Here is an 18944-nt window from a genome sequence, read left to right on the forward strand (position 1 = left end):
GACTCTACTGTGAATGGGAGAGTGAGGTAGGAATGAGAGAAAGGAGACGTGCTTATGATCAGGGAAAACACTTCGCAACGTTTGTTTAAGTATACCAATTATTTATTTCTTACCGTTATAAGTCTTACGATGCTGTTGCCGTTTTTGCATATTTTAGCAGGATCTCTAAGCAGCGGCAACGCAATATCCCAAGGACATGTCGGTATTTTCCCTGTTGAATGGACGACAATTAATTATGAAGCTGTTATCCAAAATATAGCAATATGGAAATCGTTTGGTGTTACCGTTTTTTTGACTGTAGCCGGTACCTTGTTCAATATGTTCATTACCTCGTTAATGGCTTACGGTTTATCCAAAAATGAGTTGAGGGGTCGCTCATTAATCCTAATGCTGGTTGTATTCACGATGATCTTTCAAGTGCCTTTAATACCTGGCTATTTGTTAGTGAAATCGCTCGGCATGCTAAATTCGTTATGGGCGCTCATTATTCCTGGATCGGTAAGCGCTTTCAATTTAATCATTATGGTGTCCTTCTTCCGGGAAATTCCCAAAGGACTTGTGGAGGCGGCAAATATTGACGGCTGCGGAGAATACCGTACCTGGTGGAGCATAGTGCTTCCGCTGTCCCTTCCGTCTCTTAGTACAATCGGACTGTTCTACGCAGTCGGTCATTGGAACGGCTACTTTAACGCCATTATGTATCTCCGGGACCCCGCGCTGTTTCCGCTTCAGGTTAAGCTGCGACAGCTGCTCGTGGATAGTGACACGGAAGCATTGATGCAAAGTGTCAATGCGACATTGCAATCGATGGAAGGAATTAAAATGGCAACCATTATGGTTGCAACAGTACCGATCTTGTTCGTTTACCCGCTGATCCAGAAGCATTTTATGAAAGGGGCGATGTTGGGATCGGTAAAAGGTTAATTTATACTTTTGATGAAGGAGAGGGTCATATGAGAAAAAAGATAGCAGTGCTTGCAGTATCGGTCGCTTTGGTTGGAGGGAATTTGGTCGGTTGTTCAACGGAAGAGGGAAAGCAAGGTAAAGTCGATTCCCAAGAAAGCTCAGATAATAAACCAGTGAAGCTAAGGATTGGCATTAGTACACAAGGAAGTCAATATGTTGAAGCCTCTCCTAATATTAACGAAGATAAATATACGAAGAAGTTGCGAGAATTTTCCAAGACGGATGTAACATTGGATTTAATCCCCCACCGCGAGTTTGACCAGAAGCTTACGCTGTTGTTTGCCGGGGGTGAGTTGCCTGATTTGCTGCAAACTCGCGGGATTAACAGTCCCCAGGTAGATCCGGCCGTTGATACGGGAGTGTTAATACCGTTGAATGAATTGATCGAAAAATACGGTCCAAATTTAAAAAAGAACATTTCGAAGGAAATGTGGGAAGATTCCACTGTCAGCAAGGGTGGTAAAATATACGGTATTCCTACAGAAAACCCTACGCCTAATGGAAATGTTATGTTTGTCCGCAAAGATTGGATGGACAAGCTCGGCTTAAAGCCTCCTAAGACGGTAGATGAATATATCGAGATGTTGAAAGCGTTTAAAGAGAAGGACCCGAACGGCAACGGGAAGCCGGATGAGATTCCATTTTCCGGGCGGGAAAAGTTGGATCTCACAGAAGCGTTTTTCGGTGCTTATGATGTGCTTACGCGAGACTGGAAGTTTGAGAATGGACAGCTCATTCCGAACATTATCCGTCCTGACATGAAGAATGCGTTAGCCATATACCGGAAGCTTTATGAGCAAAAGCTGTTGGATAATGAAGTTTTCGTGCAAAAAGCAAAGGATTGGGATGCGAAAATTAAAGGGCAAGGCGTTGTCGGCTTATGGACTCATGCATCAAGAATTGCCCATAAGTGGGTGACTGAAGTCAAAACAGGGACGCACTCAGCCGAAGTGGAGGTCATTCCAGCTCCTATCGGTCCGGATGGAAAGGGCGGTATGAGCATTAGCTCATCTGTAGGGGGATACGTATGGGTCATTCCAAAAACTACAAAAAATCCCGAAAATGCGATTAAATTTTTGGATTGGTTCTATTCGGACGAAGCCCAGAAGTTCCTAACCTACGGTATAGAAGGTGAGGATTACATAACAGAAGGCGACAAAATAATATATAAATATCCGGTGAAGCAGGAGGACATCTATAAAGAAGAAATGCATTTGATTTGGCTCCGTATGGTAGGACCTTCCTTGCTGAGCAACACGGAATTTGTAAAAAACCGTCCTTCCGGCGACATTGATCTGAGAGCACTTGAAATAGGAGCCAAAGAAGGGCGTAAAAACGACGGTTTAGGTATGCCGGCGCTACCGACCCTGCTGGCGCGTCCGGAGTTGGCAAGAGACGGTCTCTGGCTGGAGCTGGCCGCCAAAATTGTTACAGGGAAGGAATCACTGGACGCCTTCGACAAATTCGTAGTGGATTGGAAAAAACGCGGAGGTGATCAAGTTATTAAAGAAGCTACGGATTGGTACAAAAGCACTCATAAATAAAAAGGATTCAGGAATTAAATAAAGGAGTGAACACAATGGTTCGAAAAATGTCAGTACCGCCTCTGGAACTTACAGACGAGACGGGACCGAACACCCAAATGTGTGCGGTGGTAGAACAAGTTGGCAATATTTCTGTGCGCAGAGCTTTTATTCCAGAGCCTACCGAATATGAAGTTCGCGTGAAGGTCAAATGGGTAGGCATATGCGGTAGCGACGTCGAGGTGTTTCGTGGTGCACGTGAGCCAGAGTTTGTAACCTATCCGACCAGACTCGGTCACGAAGTGGCAGGGGTAATTGATAAGATTGGATCAGGTGTCATTGGACTGCAGGAAGGCGATCATGTTGCTTTGCGCTATGTATGGGGGGCATTTGCAGAATATGTCTGCTGTAGTCCGTTTTCTGTGAAAGTATTGCCTCATAGGCTGCCACTGTTGGAAGGATCACTAATCGAGGTGCTTCCAGGCATCCTTCATGCTGCCGAACTTTGTGAGATTTCGCCGAATAAAAATGTTTTGATCATGGGGCAGGGAGTAAGCGGCCTGGTTATGACACAGGTCATATCCCTATTTAGCCCTCGTAATTTAGTGGTGACCGATTTGTTAGAAGAAAAACTGGAGTTGGCTCGAAAATATGGAGCAACTCATACATATCAGTTGCCTTCATCTGAGTCGAGAACAATGGAATTATTACGTAAAGATTTTCCTGACGGGTTTGATGTTGTAATACCATGTTTGCTTGAAGGTGACGGCATGGTTGATGCGATTGATGCCGCTGCTCAGAACGGTCGCATCGTCATGTACGGTTGTATTGGAACATGCCATAAGCCGTTCGATTTTTTTAAGATCCACAAAAAAAGACTCGATATATATTCGACTGAACCAAAACGGGATATAGACAATCGCCGCTTTTTTGAAGAAGGGTTGCGGCTTGTGTTAGACGGGCTTGTGAATACGAAAGAGATGATTACGCATATCGTTTCTTTGTCCGAAGTGGATAAAGCCTTCGATATCCGTAACTCTCATCAAGGCAACACCATTCACGTAATGATAGATTGCGAGAAATAATAGAATCATTTTCAAAGCGGGAATAAACCTACCTTTAATTATTTGAATATTCAATCAATTAATTAAGCGGCAACCTACATTTACCTTTGAGTAGAGTGATGCGCATCATTAATTTCATGGAGGAGGAAACAAAATGGGTATTAGCAGCACCTATAAAAGGAAAGAGGAAAAGCCTGTGTCGGTTGTCATTGTAGGTGCAGGTCATCGTAGTCTGATGTATGCATCATATGCACTGCAATATCCCGAGCAACTGAAGATTGCAGGCGTTGTGGATCCAGACAGTGAACGTAGGAAGTTGACAAAAGAGCGTTTTGGACTGTCCAATGATTGTTGTTTTGAATCCGTCGAGGATTTTATTAGCAAACCAAAAATGGCAGATGCTGTATTTAACGGTACGATGGATCATCAGCATGTTTCTACATCGATTCCATTGCTCAGAGCCGGATATGACATTCTGTTGGAGAAACCGATTGGCATAAGCAAGGATGAAGTCTTTGAGCTATATGGAGAAGCTAGGCGTAACGGGCGAAAGTCCATGATTTGTCACGTGCTGCGATATGCGCCTTTCTACGCAGAAATACGCCGCAAAGTCGCTGAAGGTGCAATCGGCAATATTATTAGTATAACAACTCAAGAAAACGTAGCATATCACCATATGGCGATGGCGTATGTCAGAGGAAAGTGGGGGCGACAAGATACAGGAGGGTCCTCGATGCTCATGGCAAAAAGCTGCCACGACTTGGACATTCTGAGCTGGATGATGGGAGATATTCGGCCGGTTAAAGTGAGCAGCTTTGGGGGTTTGCTGCAATTCCAGCCGGAAAATGCTCCTGAAGGAGCAGGTACTCGGTGTTTGGTCGATTGCTCTATAGAAGATACCTGCCCCTATTCCGCACGGAAAAACTATATCGAGCAACGTCTATGGAGAGGATATGTATCTTACAATCATCATTTAGGCGTAATGGAAAGCGATCAGGACCTAACGGAATCACTAAGGACAGACAACCCTTACGGTCGTTGTGTGTGGCATTGTGATAATGACGTGGTCGATCATCAGACGGTTATTGTGGAATTTGCGGACGGTAGTACAGGGACGCACATTATGACGGGAGGCGTTTCAAAGCCAGGGCGATCTATTCATATAATAGGGACAAGTGGAGAAATTCAAGGTGACATGGAGGAGGGTTCCTTTGTCATCAGGCATCCAGACGCCCGAAAAGACCACACCTATTCTGAGCAACTTGTCAAACTTGGAGTTTCCAAGGATATGCATGGAGGAGGAGATTTACGCCTTGTCGAGGATTTTGTCAAAGTGATGAGAGGCGCAGAACCTTCCATTTCCTCAACCTCATTGGAGAAATCTATTGACGGACATTTAATTGGTTTTTCTGCCGATCAATCGCGATTGGAGCAAAGGGTTGTGAAGATCGAACAAGTGTAACTATTCGTAGGCAAGGAGGTACTAAAGAATGGAAACGATTGAAATACGGCCAATTAACTCAAGGATGGAATTAGAAAAAACGTATGATGTTTGGAACGCTGTCTTTCCGCGAGGGAGAAGCTTTTTCCAAGAACGATTGGATTATGATAAGGCTTATTCAATGGACACAACGTGGATTGCGGTTGTAGATGGCGTAATAGTTGCAGCAATTCAGCTTTTTACATTCCGTGTAAGATACGGTTCCTTGGAATTAAAGCTAGGTGGGATAGGTAACGTGGCCACATTATCAGAATATAGAAAACGAGGACTAGCACAGCGTATTCTTCGTAGGCAAACCGAATTTATGAAACAAAATGGCTACGATTTATCGCTTCTTCATACTAACATTCAATCTTTTTATGAGCAGTTGGGGTGGTTTCCTTATCCTAAAATAGTATGGAACGCCGAAGTCCAACATATCTTGCAGCTTCGTATTTCTCCTTCTTACACCATAAGAAATTGTGAAGAATCTGATTTGGAACAGGTTATGGCGTTGTATGAAGAAACGAACAGCGAGATGTATTGCACAACGATTCGCTCGAAATCATATTGGCTTGGCCAGCAACAATGGAAAACAGTCGAACCGAATCAGTTTATTGTAGCAGAAAGCATGGGGAATATTGTGGCTTATTTGCGATATAAGAGCAGGGATGAAAAGCAAATGCAGCTAGCCGATTGCTGCTGCAAGCCCGGGCATGAAGAGGCAGCGTGTTCGTTACTGCTAAAAGCGGTGGCGGCAAAACCAGAAGTTTCGAGCATTAAAGCGTATCTGCCTGATCGCCATGCCCTGCAGGAAACTTTCCGCCAGTACGGCAATAGTAAGATAGAAATAAATGCAATGTGGAAGATTCTTGACATTAGTCGATTGCTTATAAAGCTCGCTCCTGAATTATCAAGGCGGATGCGCGAATCCACTTCGAAAGAAAGTTTGAATCTTCCTGCGGCGCTCTTGATGGGACTCAACGATCAAGAAATGGTTTTGCGCATTCGAGAGGAGGAGGTGGAAGCAGTCGAAGCTTCCGCATCCGCACCCTACAATATTTCGTTGCAACTCAGCGAGGCTCAATGGGTTTTGTTGCTATTGAACGGTTATAGCACTTTGGAAGACCAATCGTCCCCAGCAATACCATATCTCAAAATACTTTTTCCTGAAATTTCTTCGGTATTTTGGAACGCGGACAATTTCTAATAACGCTAATATATAATTTTGAGGAGTGATTTTTGTTGAACATTAGCAAGCTATTTCCTAGGTACTACGATTTTAATCCGCTAGTCCCTGTGTGGTGTATAACTCCACGAACAGGTGGCTGTTTTCACCGATTTTTCGATACATCGCCGGTCAGTCCGTCTGGGCGTTATGTCGCTTTGCTGCAAATGCCTCAGGAGCATCGTCTTCCTGATCCAGGTGAATCAGCCAACATTGTACTCATCGACCTACATACAGCGGAAGAGCGGGTTGTCGCGCAAACATGCGGCTGGGAGCCGCAACTGGGCGCTAACATCAACTGGGGTGCGGATGACAATTCCATTTTTTACAACGATGTGAATACGGAAACGTGGGAAGCTCAATGCGTGCGATTAAACCCGCATACTGGCGAAAAACGATTTATGCCCGGAAGTATATACCGAATCTCTCCAGACGGTAGAACGATTATTTCCGCTTGTCCGAAAAGGATGCGGCGAACGCAGTTAGGATACGGCGTTATCGTTCCGGATGAGCATGTTCCACGCAACTTTGGCTTTCGAGAAGACGATGGTCTCTATGCACTGGATACGGAAACCGGAGAGAGCAAGCTGCTAATATCGATTAAGGATGTATTTGACCGTGCTGAGCCGTCTATCGATAAGGCTCTGTATGAACATGGTGAATGCTATGGTTTTCATTGCAAATTTAACCCTCTGGGCGATCGGATCCTGTTTACCATGAGATGGTTTCATACGGAACAGGAACAACCGTGGAATATGATTAAGGAGGGATTGAAGTACTGGGTTGTCACAATGAATGCCGATGGCAGCGATATCCGAGTTGCAGTCGGACCGGAACAATGGGATAAAGGTGGTCACCATATTAACTGGTACCCCGACGGACAACAGCTTTCGATGAATTTGTGCCTCGATGGCGACAAACAGCTGTATTTGGTTCAAGTCAATAAGGATGGTACGAATATTGGCAAAATCATCGACTCGATTCCAGGATCCGGACACCCGACTGTCCATCCTAACGGAAGACATATCGTTACCGATTCCTATGAGCACGAAAAGGTAGCTTTCGGTGACGGTACAGTTCCGCTGCGGCTCATCGATCTTCAAGAAAGAAGCGAGGCGACAATCGTACGAATCAATATTGGAAATCCAGGAACAAAAGTATCAGGCGTGCTTCGAGTCGATCCTCACCCTGCTTGGGCGCCAGACAATAAGCATCTTGTCTTTAATGGATATACGGGCAATACACGACGCGTATATATCGCAGACTTGTCCGGTTTGGTGTGAGTTTGATAACAGAGAAGAGAAGCAGGTTGGAGGCGTTTCAAAACCAGGACGTACTGGAGGATATGCAATGAGAAAAGAAAAGCCGAATGTCATCCTTATTATGGCGGACCAATTGAGGCTGGATGCCATCGGCGTCCATACTCCAAACATCAATCGGTTAAAGGAAAACAGCATCGTATTCGAAAAAACGTATTGCGCTTCACCCATTTGTGTTCCTGCACGTGGATCGTTCTTTACTGGCATGTATCCTAACGAAACAGGTTGTTTAATTAATCGGGGAGAGGACATGCACTCCCTAGTAAGGCCAGACATCGACCATCTATACGGGCTTACGGATAATATCTGGGATGTCTGGCATACAGGTAAACATCATTTTCAGATGAAGCCAAGTCTGGATAAATCCCCTGATAGCAAAACGAACTGGAGAAGACTTGAGGGCAGATACGAAGCGTATTTGAAGGAGAATCATAAGCGTGTGCCTGGCGGACCGAATTTTCGTGGGATCGTACCGGAAATGGCTCATGGAATGATAACGCGTACAAAATCGTATTCAATACCCGCAGTTGGCTGTTACGAAGAAGGTCAGGAGTTCTTCATTGACGAGTTTATAACGAGAGACTCTGTGGATGCGATTAGGGAGCGGGATCGCAGCAAACCGTTTCTGCTCAATGTAATGTTCCATGCACCTCACCCTCCCCTTGAAATTCCCGACCCTTGGTTTAATTTGGTCGAATCGATTGACTTACCAGAGAATGTCGGGGAGTGGTGCCAGAATCAGTCGCCGCTACAGTTATACAATTTGACCGGCGCCATAGGAACCCGTTACTCGAGGGAAGATTGGAGACAAATATGGAAAGTCTATCTGGGATTGGTCTCGTTACTTGATAATTGTGTGGGAAAAATTATCGACGAATTAAAGAAAGAAAATCTATATGACAATAGCCTTATTATTTTTACGAGTGATCACGGTGAAATGCTTGGCTCACACGGATTATGGCAAAAAATGTGTATGTATGAAGAATCTGTACGTACTCCGCTGTTTATGAAGTTTCCGTCTGATTTCAAACCCGCTGTAAATTCCTGCAGCTCGTTAGTCAGCAGTATCGATGTACTGCCGACGCTATGCGATTATACGCAGATCCAGCCGAAGTACCCGATCACCGGCAGATCACTCATGCCATTAATAGCTGGTAATACAATAGGACGCGAGAGAATCTTTATTCAATACGATGGCAATGGAGGAAGAGGTAACTTTGGGCGATGTATCGTCGATGGCAATTACAAGCTGATCGTCGATATGTTTAAGAATGAGACGTATATCGAGCTATACAACTTAATCAGCGACCCTCAGGAAAGGGAGAATCTTGCATTTAAAGAACAGACTTATCGCGCTCGCATTGAACAGATGCTGCAACATTTGCGTGAGCATATGCAAGCTACAAAAGATCTGCTGGAATTGCCAAATCACATCTACGACCGTTTTTTACAAGACTACACGGAGTTTATATCTTAAACGGTCCAAATCAGGGCCCCGATGGATGACCGGATTTGGATTTTAACGCTGAAGTTCTTACTTGAGAGTATTGATGGGGAGGTACGGTATCATGAAAGCTCAAAGTGAACTGCATATTGGTAATCCCCAAAAGTTCGAACCGCAGAGCAAGTGGAGACATGTGATGCTCGGACTTAGACGGAACAAATTTTTATATTTGTTGATTGCTCCCGGTCTACTTTTTTTTCTAATATTCAAATACGTTCCAATGTGGGGAGTGATCATAGCTTTTCAGGATTACTCTCCCTTTTTAGGAGTATCGGAAAGTCGATGGGTGGGATTTGAACATTTTATCCGCTTTTTTTCAAATCAAGATTTTTTTATGCTGTTTCGAAATACGATGGCTATCAGTTTGTTGAGTCTCGTTTTCTTTTTTCCATTGCCGATTTTACTTTCACTCTTACTGAATGAACTGCGCAACGAAATGTACAAAAAATGGGTTCAAACTATCGTTTATATTCCGCACTTTCTTTCATGGGTCATTATTGCAGGAATTACATTTTTGCTGTTGTCACAGTCATCGGGAATAATAAATAAAATGCTGGTTAGTTTAGGGTTTTCTAAATTTGATTTTTTAACTAATGAAAGTATTTTTTGGGTGTTACTGACGGTGCAGAACATTTGGAAAGAAGCCGGATGGGGTACGATTATTTTTCTTGCTGCTATTGCAGGCGTAGACCCTCAACTCTATGAAGCGGCTAAAATTGATGGTGCCAATCGGATTCGTCAAGTATGGCATATAACGCTACCAGCGATCAGGAGCGTCATCGTCGTTTTGTTTATTTTAAGGCTGGGGCATATTATGGACGTTGGATTCGAACAGGTTTTTCTGATGATGAACAGCGCTGTATCCAATGTCGCAGATGTATTTGAAACCTATATTTACCGGATAGGTATTCAGCAGGGACAATTCAGCTTCAGTACCACCGTCGGATTGTTTAAATCCGTGGTCGGATTGATTCTGGTTATTGCAGCAAATAAGCTGGCTAAACGATTTGGTGAAGAAGGCGTATATTAATCGCTAAATACAGGTAAAGAGGTGAAAATAATGAAACAAAGTTTAGGCGATCGAATCTTTGATACAGCTAATATTGTTGTACTGGCTTTCGTCTCAATCATTACACTTTTTCCACTTTACTATGTTTTTGTTGTTTCATTTACTGATCCGACAGAGTATATCCGGAAGCAAGGATATATTTTGTTTCCGCAACATTGGACATTGGATTCGTACAAATACTTATTGTCTACGTCCACATTTAAAAGCGCAACGTTTGTAAGTGGTTTTCTCGCTACCGTTGGAACCGGATTAAGCTTGGTAGTAACGGCCGCGATGGCTTACGGTTTATCACGTAAGCGATTACATGGCAGGAGAATTATTATGCTGATGATCCTGATCACACTTTTGTTCAGTCCAGGAATAATCCCTCCGTATTTGTTGGTTCGTGACTTGGGATTAATCAACAGCGTATGGTCATTGATTTTGCCTGTATTGACAAGCGGATGGTACGTCATATTGATGAAAAGCTTTTTCGACAGCATTCCCGTTGAACTGGAGGAATCAGCTGTTATTGACGGATCAACTGATATTGGAATTTTTTTTCGAATCGTTCTTCCGCTGTCACTTCCCGCGCTTGCCGCATTCGGATTGTTTTACGCTGTAGCTTATTGGAATACTTTTTTTAGTGCTGTTTTATACATCAATGATTATGACAAGTGGCCGCTTCAGCTTGTGCTGCGCAACATGCTAATCGACTCGTCCACGCAAGCCGGAGGTTCGGCTGCTGCGGAATTGATGGCGGAACAAAATATTCCGACAGAAACCTTGAAAATGGCAGCTGTCGTCATAGCTACAGTTCCGATTATGTGTGTTTATCCGTTCCTCCAAAAGCATTTTGCCAAAGGTGTAATGCTAGGTTCAGTGAAAGGATAATTTTTGTATTCATATTGGAAAAAATCTGAGAGGCAATTTACTTATGAGGAGGGTTCACATGAAAAAAACAGTGAGCTTTATGAAACGGAAAGCGTTACCGGAATTTTTGGTCATTATTATGGTCGCATCCGCTTTGTCTGCTTGTTCAGGTAATGATAAGCCAAACTCGACCACAAACACTGAACCAATGGAAATCAGCATTTTCACCGAATTCAACACACCTGAAGCGCCGGCGAACGATAACCCGGTTAAGAAAGAGTTTGAGAAACGAACCAATACGAAGCTGAATATTATGTGGGCCTCTCCTAACGCAGTGGAAGAGAAGCAGAACGTTCTGTTAGCTTCAGGCGATATGCCCGATCTGATGAAGATTTCAAGTATGAAGCAAACACAAGCAATCAGTATGATTAAACAAGGCGCTTTTTGGGATTTGACACCTTATCTGAAGGAATACAAGAACTTGTCGGCTTATCCGAAAGAAACTATGGATAGTGTAAAGATAAACGGAAAACAATACATTTTGCCTTCAGTTCGTCCGCTTCATGGACATACCTTCTTCAATATCCGACAAGACTGGTTGGACAACGTGGGTCTGAAAATGCCACAAACCATGGATGATTTCTATACTGCTTTGAAGGCATTTGCGGAGAGAGACCCAGATAAAAACGGCAATGCCGACACTTATGGTTGGAACGGGAATAACTGGTCAGGGATCATCGATATTTTCAATCACTCTAACGGTAAATGGAAAGCTGTTGACGGCAAGTTGATAGATACCGATTTGGAACCAAGTACAAGAGAAGGACTCATTTATTTGAATAAAATTTATAAGGAAAAGCTTATTCCAGAAGATTTTTTTATTATGAAAACGACCGATCATGAAAATATGGCAAAATCAGGTAAAGTCGGGGTTCAGAGTTCTACAATCGAAGGTGTTTACCGCGCAACGGAAAGCGCGCGGAAGCTAGATCCTAAAGCTGATTTCGTAGGGATGGCTTTTCTTGAAAGTGCTGCAGGTAAAATGGTTCATACAGGTTATGGATTTTCTGGATTGTATTTGATTCCAAAAAAAGTACCAGAAGCTAAAATGAAGAAAATATTATCCTTATTAGATTTCGGAGCATCTGAACAAGGTTTTGAGTTGGCTTGCTACGGGATTAAGGATATTCATTTTAAGGTAGAAGACGGATTCAAAATTACTACTGAACAAGCGGTTAAGGATAGTGTATCGCAAAGCACGTTCGGTAAAATTTTCACAAGATATGATCCTTACTTGTGGGCTTACCGTGTGGGGATGCCAAAGGAGATGTTTGAACGTAATAAAAAAATTGTTGACGAACGCTTCAAGTACGGAATACCGGATGTTTCTATCGGTTTGTTGTCTGACGTCGATTTGAAAATGGGTCCGGATTTCAAGAAAAAAATGGATGATATGAAAATTAAAATTATCACAGGAAAAGAATCGATAGAATCTTGGGACGCGATGGTCAAAGCATATAAGGCGGATGCCAATTACATGAAAATGATAGATGAGTTCAACAAAGCTTATCAGGAAAAAAAAGCGCTGGATAAATAGAGAGCTGTGGAACAGCCAATCGTCGTATTGTCGAGCTTATCAAGCTTGGTGAATTACAAATCTAACATAGCAATATTATCGGACGGCGCCTCGACATAGGGTGCTGTCTTATTTTTTGTTTAATAAGATGAGTGAGTGTAAGGTGACTACCATTGAAGGATAGCAATACAAATACTTTCTTGTTATGATAATAATCAAAAATATATTGAAATCATGATTATATTTGAATTATAACAGGAGGGATTTTCGATGAAATGGCAGCAAGTCAGAGAATTGTTTCCCGACCAATTTGTTCTGGTTTCCATCATTGATGTTCACGAGGAAGACGATAAGAAAATTATTACAGAAGTAGCACCTATTCGTGCAATTGCCGAGAAGGATGCCAACAGGGATTTTTTCGATGCGGAGACAGGCTGCATCGTTTACCATACCTCCAATGAAGAGTGCATCGTTCATCTGCGAAGAGACCCTCTAATGAGAGTGAGACGGAGATCATGAAGATAGCTTTTGACGGACAACTCCTGACTGCTTCAGTTACGGTATGCTATCGAGGTAGAATCCTGAAATTAACAGATATAATTATTGATACGGGTTCGTCACATACGGTTTTCAGTCCTGATGTATTGGAAGAAATCGGGGTGACGTATGAAAATGGAGATTCTGTTTACGAAGCGTATGGCATTGGTGGATCGATGCCTTTCTATACTAAAGTGATGGATGAAATCGTGATTGATACGTTAAGGATGAATTACAAATCTAACATAGCAACATTATCGGACGGCACCTGAGCATAGGTTGCTGTCTTATTTTTGTTTAAAATCCAGCTATACAGATGAAGCAAACTAAATTTGGAAGAGGGATTTGTCGAAAATAGTCGAAATATTATTTAGAAACAGTTATGATTGATACATGATGTGTGATGAAAAGGATTAGACTAATGAAACCAGACCTCGTTGATACTAAGAAAAGAATGATCTATTTTATTGTTATATCTATTGCTATAATGTGCTTGCTTACCGGAGTGAAGCTGTATTCCTCTTTCTATTTCATAGGCAAATCATCGGAAATCACATTGGCGAAGCAGTATACAGAAATAGCATCGGAAATAGCCAAAGGTTTGGATCAATCCGTTTATAAGCAATTTCTGTTGACCAAGGCGGATGACGATAATCGGGAAAAAGTGAAGCAATATTTGGAAGAGTATCGCAAAGGTTTAGATGCACTCTATATTTATATTCTTTTATTGGATGATAGTGATGTGTCCAAAGTGATGGTCACAGCATTAGCGCCTCATGCCAAAGATATCCCGATTGGGTATCCTTGTACAGTTCCTCCTGCTCATGTGAATAAGGCCAAGCAAGGTATGAACTATTTCACAGGCATTTTACACGATGAATTATCCGAATCCTATATGTCGGTTGGAGTTCCAATCTTTGATGAGGACGGTAAAATGCTTGGCGTGCTGGGGATTGATATTGCTGCTAAGCATTTAGGTTACATAAGCAAGCAGGTTGTCAAAAATAATATGATTGTTTTTGGCGTGGATTTATTATTTGCTGTTGTACTGCTCGCAGGTGTTTATATGTTGAATAAATGGTACAAAACTCGGCTTAAGCAGGATTTGCAGGAATCGGAGAAAATCTATATTTCCGAGCTGGGGAAAGTGGTAGAAACTATCAAATCCAGCAGGCATGATCTTATGAATCATCTTCAGGTTTTGAACGGATTAATGGATATCAGGCGGTATGATAAAGCACATGATTATTTGAAACAGCTAACCAAGGAGTCCACAACGTTAAATTTATCGCTGCATCTTAAAAATCCAATCTTAATAGTACTGTTCCAGAGCAAGAGGGAGCTGGCTCATTCGAAAAATATACAAATCAGCTACGATACAGACTATGATGCATTCGATAAAATAGAGTCTATGGATTTAGTGAAACTATTCTCAAATTTATTAGATAATGCGATTGAAGCAGTTGAATCTTTGTCGAGCGAGCTGACGCAAGAAATTCAGGTTCAATGTAAAGTGGAAAAAGGGAAATATATATTTACAATCGAGAACCCTGCTGAGCTTACAGAAGAGGAGCAAAGAAGCTTCTTTCAATATGGATTTACAACGAAAGCAAAGGGTTCAGAACTACGTGGGAACGGCCTCGCTATTGTAAAGAGAACTGTAGATAAATACAAGGGCGAACTTCAATTTCAATATGATGAGGGCAAGGTTCTAATTCGAATTAAGTTATAGATATATAAAAACAGGCCTGGAAAGCAATTTCTAGGCCTGTTTCTCATTTATTTTAACGCAGGAACATGTTCCTCTACATACGCTCTAACCTCTTCGGCGGAGTTCAGCTCAAGGACAGCTTGCGCCACCTGCTTCATATCCTGCTGTGACAGCTTCGCCAGCAAAGCGCGAGCAGGCAGGATAGCGCTGGCGCTCATACTGAACTCATCTAATCCAAGGCCTAGCAGAATAGGGAGTGCATGCTTCTGTCCAGCCATTTCACCGCACATTCCTGCCCATTTGCCATGAGCATGTGCGGCAGTGATGACACGATCAATGAGCTGTAAAATTGCAGGATGGAGCGGATCATTTAAGTATCCAAGCTTCGGATTCATTCGATCAGCAGCAAATGTGTATTGAACTAAATCATTCGTTCCAATACTGAAGAAATCAACTTCATTTGCGAATTTGTCTGCTAATAAAGCTGCCGCTGGAATTTCGATCATGATGCCAGCCTCAATGCTGGAATTGAAGGAAACTCCTGCTTCGGCAAGCTCCTGTTTTGTTTCCTCCAGCATAGCTTTGGCAAGCCGCCATTCGCTAAGCGTCGCAATCATAGGAAACATGATTTTCAAATTACCGAATGCGCTGGCCCGCAAAATCGCACGAAGCTGCGTCTTGAACATTTCTGGACGATCCAGACAAATTCGGATTGCCCGGTAGCCAAGGAAGGGGTTGTCCTCCTTGGGTAGATTAAGATAAGCAATTTCCTTATCTCCGCCAATATCTATCGTGCGAATGACGATTGGAGCATCGCTTCCGTACGCCTCCGCTACTTTGCGATATGCCTCAAACTGTTTATCCTCGGAAGGCAGCTCACCTGAATCCATATACAGAAATTCAGTACGGAACAACCCAATGCCTTCAGCACCGGCAGCGGCGGCTATCTCGGCATCTTTAACTAGTCCGATATTAGCAACCAGCTCGACCTGCACACCATCACTGCTTATGGATGGTTGATTCAAAAACGTCTGATAATACTGTTTGTTTTCAAGCTGTTCCTGCTGTAATTGAGTATAACGAGCAAGCATTTCTTGATCTGGATCTACATAAATCTGCCCATTCATTCCGTCGATAATGACCGATTGGCCATTATTTACAGCTTGTTCCACCTTGCTCCCGATCCCCACGATTGCAGGAATACCGATTGAACGTGCGATAATGGCGGAATGAGATGTGCGCCCGCCAGCTTGCGTAACGAAGCCAATAATTTTGCTCGGATCGAGCTGGGCGGTATCCGATGGCGTTAAATCTTCAGCAAACAATATAATTTGCCCTGTTCCTTCATTCAAATTTGAAGTAGAGATTCCTTGCAGCTTGTTCAATATTCGGTGGCTTACATCTCGAATATCCGCGGCACGCTCTTTCAAATAAGGGTCATCGAGTGCGCCAATCATCTCAGCGATCTCTTCAGAGGTCGTATAGAAAGCATACTCAGCATTGATTTTCTCGGATCTAATGATTTCTTTCGAACGATCAATGAGCTCCTCATCTTCCATAAGCATCAGATGTGCTTCGAAAATTTCAGCTTCATGCTCTTTTTTCTGATCAATTAGCTGAGCATGTACCGCTTCAAGCTCTGAATGGGCCTCAGCAATTGATGCCTCGAAGCGTTTGACTTCATCATCCAATTGCGCTGCTTCTAATGAGATCTTCTCAATTTGAACGGCTTTTGTCGACAATACTTTTGCTACGCCGATCGCATACCCAGGTGATGCGGCAATTCCTTGAAGCATCATCCTTTATTACCCCTTTTCTGTATGCGTTTCTACAGAGACCAGAACTTCTCCGATAGCAGCAATAACGACTTCTGCCTGCTCACCCTCAGCTGAAACAGTAATGCTGTCGCCAAGCTTTGCACCGACGGAAATAACATGAACGAGGCTCTTTGCATTAAAGCTTTTGCCATCCTTCTCTAGTGTAACGGCGCCTGTGAACCCTTTAGCAGCCTCGACAATTTTACGTGCGGGTCTTGCATGAATACCGAAAGGATTTTGTATAACAAAGCTGTTATTCATTCGTTTTCCACTCCTATGTTGTATGAAATTAAATTAGTTTTTTGATATCGTCTTTAAGCTGCTCGGATTGTGTGCCAAAAATAACCTGAACGGCACCTTTGCCTAAACGGATAATGCCGGCTGCTCCCATGCTTTTGAGCTTAGTGTCGTTAACCATGGTTTCATCTTGAACGACTAAGCGCAGACGAGTGATACAAGCGTCAAGACCTACAATATTAGAAGATCCGCCAAGTGCATTCAGCACGTTCTCAGCTTTGCTGCCAACACTCGCTGCTGATTTTTCTTTGTCATCTGCTTCTTTTTCTTCCGTATCATCCTCACGTCCAGGCGTCTTGATATTGAATTTGAGAATGATGAACCGAAATAAGAAATAGTAAACAACTGCAAATACAAGACCAACGGGAATGATGAGTAATGGATTCGTCGCGAGCTGGTAGTTAACCGCGTAATCGATAAAGCCAGCAGAGAACCCAAATCCATGCTTAACATCCAGCTCGTAAAGGATTAAACCGGATAATCCAGTTAAGACAGCATGGATAACGAATAGAAACGGTGCTGCAAACATAAAGGCAAATTCAAGCGGCTCTGTAATACCAGTCAGGAAGGAGGCGAAGGCCGTACCAATAAATATGGATGCGACCATCTTGCGCTTCTCTTTGCGAGCGGTATGGATAATCGCTAGTGCGCCAGCAGGCAATGCAAACATCATAATTGGGAAGAATCCAGTCATGAATAAGCCGGCCGTTTTGTCTCCAGCGAAGAAACGTGTCAAATCACCATGGACTACTTTGCCTGTCGCATCTGTGAAATCGCCAATTTGGAACCAAGCGATCGAATTGATGACATGATGTAGCCCAGTAGGGATCAACAACCGATTCGCAGTAAGGAAGACGAACGAGCCAATCCCGCCGAATCCAACTACCCAACGACCGAAATTGTCTAATGCTACTTGAACAGGGCCCCATACAAGTCCGAGCAGTAGAGCCACAATAACCATTACCAGTGAGGTTATGATCGGGACAAATCGTTTGCCGCTGAAGAAACCAAGCCAATCCGGAAGCTTAATGGTATGGAATCTTTTGTAAAGATAAGCTGAAATCAAGCCGGCGATAATACCGCCCAATACGCCCATATTGAGAACAACGTCTTCACCAACAATGTTGCTAAAGACGAGCGGTACTTTAATTTGGACAGTGACAAGCACCTGATAAGCAATGACAGCCGCTAATGCTGCAACTGCATCTCCAGCTAATCCGATAGCTACACCGACAGCAAATATAAGCGGTAAATGGTCGAAAATGGCGGAACCGCCAGCAGCTAGAAACGGTGCGATGTATTGGTTGATAAACTCTCCAGCGCTTCCCATATGGAAGTCCTTTACGTAATCGATATTACCGAATCGCAGCAGGATAGACGCCGCGGGAAGTGCGGCAACCGGAAGCATTAAAGCTTTACCTATTTTTTGTAGGAAGGCCAGCATATTCAATCGTCCTCTTTTCATATCCAATGAGTGTGTAGGTACTAACTAGGGTACTAGCCGTTCATAACCGCTTTAAACAAGATCTCTTTCCCAGCAGAAACATTGCCGCTAGCAGTCTCATGCTCAAGCTGCTTCACATCATCCTCGTTCGCAACGACAATAGGGGTGACAGCCGAATAGCCGGCTGCTTCGATTTTGGCACGATCAAACTCGATGAGTGTGTCACCAGCTTGGAAGGTGTCGCCAGAGGCTACATGTGCTTTGAAACCATCGCCATTTAGAGCAACGGTATTAATTCCAATATGAATGAGCAGTTGTAAACCTGATGCATGCTCAATAATGATGGCATGATTCGTATGAATCAGATGGGATACCGTACCTTCGAAAGGAGCGATTATTTTTCCCTCTGATGGTTCGATGGCAATTCCATCTCCCATATGTTTGCCTGCGAAAGCTTCATCCGGCACTGCGGACAGCGGTACGATCTTTCCAGATAACGGGGCGGATACTTCAATAGTTTTGGACTTGGACTTTCCGAATAGTTTCGATAACATGAT

At 43.2% G+C, this 18944-nt stretch carries 17 protein-coding genes; 13 read left to right on the forward strand and 4 right to left on the reverse strand.

What is annotated here, in order from left to right; translation table 11 throughout:
• The first annotated feature begins 54 nt into the window (after positions 1–54).
• The 13 genes from AC0YN6_RS14220 (at position 55) to AC0YN6_RS14280 (ending at position 14850) form a co-directional block, all read left to right on the forward strand.
• Complete coding sequence (locus tag AC0YN6_RS14220; protein WP_475747596.1) at positions 55–924, forward strand: carbohydrate ABC transporter permease; 870 nt, start codon at positions 55–57, stop codon at positions 922–924.
• A gap of 29 nt (positions 925–953) precedes the next feature.
• Positions 954–2510 (forward strand): extracellular solute-binding protein, encoded by a 1557-nt coding sequence (locus AC0YN6_RS14225; RefSeq protein WP_475747597.1) that lies wholly within the window; start codon positions 954–956, stop codon positions 2508–2510.
• Between the two features lie 35 nt (positions 2511–2545).
• On the forward strand, positions 2546–3574 hold the full coding sequence (locus tag AC0YN6_RS14230) for a zinc-dependent alcohol dehydrogenase (protein ID WP_475747599.1): 1029 nt from the start codon (positions 2546–2548) through the stop codon (positions 3572–3574).
• Between the two features lie 133 nt (positions 3575–3707).
• Entirely contained in the window at positions 3708–5015 is a 1308-nt protein-coding gene (locus AC0YN6_RS14235; protein WP_475747600.1) for a Gfo/Idh/MocA family protein, read from the forward strand.
• Between the two features lie 28 nt (positions 5016–5043).
• Positions 5044–6243: a GNAT family N-acetyltransferase gene (locus tag AC0YN6_RS14240; RefSeq protein WP_475747601.1), complete on the forward strand. Its 1200-nt coding sequence runs from the start codon at positions 5044–5046 to the stop codon at positions 6241–6243.
• Positions 6244–6278: 35 nt separating this feature from the next.
• Positions 6279–7544 (forward strand): TolB family protein, encoded by a 1266-nt coding sequence (locus AC0YN6_RS14245; protein WP_475747603.1) that lies wholly within the window; start codon positions 6279–6281, stop codon positions 7542–7544.
• Between the two features lie 67 nt (positions 7545–7611).
• Positions 7612–9057, forward strand: coding sequence for a sulfatase family protein (locus AC0YN6_RS14250; protein WP_475747605.1), 1446 nt, complete (start codon positions 7612–7614; stop codon positions 9055–9057).
• Positions 9058–9148: 91 nt separating this feature from the next.
• Positions 9149–10114 (forward strand): ABC transporter permease, encoded by a 966-nt coding sequence (locus tag AC0YN6_RS14255; protein ID WP_475747607.1) that lies wholly within the window; start codon positions 9149–9151, stop codon positions 10112–10114.
• 30 nt (positions 10115–10144) lie between these two features.
• On the forward strand, positions 10145–11026 hold the full coding sequence (locus AC0YN6_RS14260; protein ID WP_475747610.1) for a carbohydrate ABC transporter permease: 882 nt from the start codon (positions 10145–10147) through the stop codon (positions 11024–11026).
• 58 nt (positions 11027–11084) lie between these two features.
• Positions 11085–12602 (forward strand): extracellular solute-binding protein, encoded by a 1518-nt coding sequence (locus AC0YN6_RS14265; protein WP_475747611.1) that lies wholly within the window; start codon positions 11085–11087, stop codon positions 12600–12602.
• A gap of 249 nt (positions 12603–12851) precedes the next feature.
• Positions 12852–13100 carry a hypothetical protein gene (locus AC0YN6_RS14270; protein ID WP_475747612.1) on the forward strand — a complete coding sequence of 83 codons (249 nt, stop codon included), beginning with the start codon at positions 12852–12854 and terminating at the stop codon, positions 13098–13100.
• Positions 13097–13390, forward strand: coding sequence for a retropepsin-like aspartic protease (locus AC0YN6_RS14275; protein ID WP_475747614.1), 294 nt, complete (start codon positions 13097–13099; stop codon positions 13388–13390). Before AC0YN6_RS14270 ends, AC0YN6_RS14275 begins: the two co-directional genes overlap by 4 nt.
• Positions 13391–13539: 149 nt before the next feature.
• Entirely contained in the window at positions 13540–14850 is a 1311-nt protein-coding gene (locus tag AC0YN6_RS14280; protein ID WP_475747615.1) for a GHKL domain-containing protein, read from the forward strand.
• 47 nt (positions 14851–14897) lie between these two features.
• On the opposite strand, the gene ptsP is transcribed toward AC0YN6_RS14280, so the two are convergent.
• The 4 genes from ptsP to AC0YN6_RS14300 are packed head-to-tail and all read right to left on the reverse strand — an operon-like array spanning position 14898 to position 18941.
• Positions 14898–16628, reverse strand: coding sequence for a phosphoenolpyruvate--protein phosphotransferase (gene ptsP, locus AC0YN6_RS14285; protein ID WP_475747616.1), 1731 nt, complete (start codon positions 16626–16628; stop codon positions 14898–14900).
• 6 nt (positions 16629–16634) lie between these two features.
• Positions 16635–16907: an HPr family phosphocarrier protein gene (locus AC0YN6_RS14290; RefSeq protein WP_475747617.1), complete on the reverse strand. Its 273-nt coding sequence runs from the start codon at positions 16905–16907 to the stop codon at positions 16635–16637.
• A gap of 28 nt (positions 16908–16935) precedes the next feature.
• Positions 16936–18387, reverse strand: a complete 1452-nt coding sequence (nagE, locus tag AC0YN6_RS14295) for an N-acetylglucosamine-specific PTS transporter subunit IIBC (RefSeq protein WP_475747618.1) — start codon at positions 18385–18387, stop codon at positions 16936–16938.
• 53 nt (positions 18388–18440) lie between these two features.
• Positions 18441–18941: a PTS sugar transporter subunit IIA gene (locus tag AC0YN6_RS14300; RefSeq protein ID WP_475747619.1), complete on the reverse strand. Its 501-nt coding sequence runs from the start codon at positions 18939–18941 to the stop codon at positions 18441–18443.
• Positions 18942–18944: the final 3 nt, after the last annotated feature.

The organism is Paenibacillus sp. J22P15 (genome assembly GCF_056269345.1).